This is a genomic window from Oleiphilus sp. HI0080 (assembly GCF_001635135.1).
The window spans coordinates 1-1,221 of the sequence record NZ_LWFU01001091.1 but is presented as its reverse complement, the minus strand read 5'-3'; the positions used below and the strand labels follow the sequence as shown (position 1 = coordinate 1,221).

The 1,221-nt window shown below is 45.1% G+C and carries 1 protein-coding gene and 1 pseudogene; both read left to right on the top strand.

The window, feature by feature from the left end:
- Nucleotides 1-367: pseudogene (locus tag A3751_RS20035) on the top strand (N-6 DNA methylase); the annotation flags it as partial.
- On the top strand, nt 364-1,221 hold an 858-nt coding region (locus A3751_RS20030), incomplete at its 3' end, for a restriction endonuclease subunit S (RefSeq protein WP_068458680.1). The pseudogene A3751_RS20035 and the gene A3751_RS20030, both read left to right, overlap by 4 nt.

The window sequence follows — 1,221 nt, the reverse complement described above, 5'->3', positions numbered from 1 at the left end:
GCGCGTCTGGTTTTACGACCTGCAAGCCGACGGCTATTCACTAGACGACAAGCGTACAGAGCTGAAAGGTGAAGACAGCAACGACCTGCCCGATGCTATTGCCAACTGGAAGCAATATCGAGAGCTAGTTGAGTCGAACGCCTCATCAGAAGATATCGGTAACGTTTTTGGTGACAAGACTCAAAAAGCCTTTGTCGTTGATGCCAAAGATATAGCGAGCAACAAATTCGACCTCTCCATTAACCGCTACAAAGACGTGGTTTACGAGGAAGAAGAATACGAAGATCCGGAGGTGATCTTGGGAAAGCTGAAAGCGCTTGAGAATGACATTATGGCTGACCTCAATGAGCTGGAGGGGATGCTGTGAGTTGGCAAATGGTGAAGTTAAAAGATTGCTGCAAAGTAATTGGAGGAGCAACGCCTAAGAGAAATATTGATGAATATTGGAACTCGCCTGATGTTCCTTGGGTGACCCCAAAAGACGTATCTAACCTTTTTGGAACTGTACTAGAAGACGCTCCGGAATATATTTCTGCTGAGGGCTTTAAGAGCTGTGCAACGTATATGCTCCCAAAGGGCAGTATTTTAGTCACATCAAGAGCTCCAATTGGGAACATAGCGATAGCCGGTAGAGATATGTGTACCAATCAGGGGTTTAAAAGCTTAATACCCCAAGACGGGGTTGATGGTATCTATCTTTACTACTGTATGTTGGCGTATTCAGAAAAGTTACAGGCTTTAGGGAATGGAGCAACGTTTAAAGAGGTATCAAAGAAGATAGTTGAGGATTTTGAAATCCCGCTCCCATATCCAGAAGACCCTGAAAAGAGTCTCAAAGAACAAAAACGCATCGCCGCCATCCTCGACAAAGCTGACGCCATTCGCCGCAAACGCCAACAAGCCATCCAACTCGCCGACGAATTCCTCCGCGCCGTGTTTCTGGATATGTTTGGAGATCCGGTGACTAACCCTAAGGGGTTTCCATCGAGTAAGTTGGGAGACTTATGCGAGGACCTATTTCTTGGCCTGACTTCTAAGGTTGACTATATAGAAGGGANAAATGGTTTTCCTCTGGTTCGAGCAAAAGACATTAATACCGGTGAGCTAAGTTTTGACGATGCAAGATATATCTCTGAAGAACAACATAAAAAGCTAACAAAGAATCATTTGACCCGAAAAGGTGATTTGCTTGTTAGTAAATCAGGGACCTTGGGGACTTGC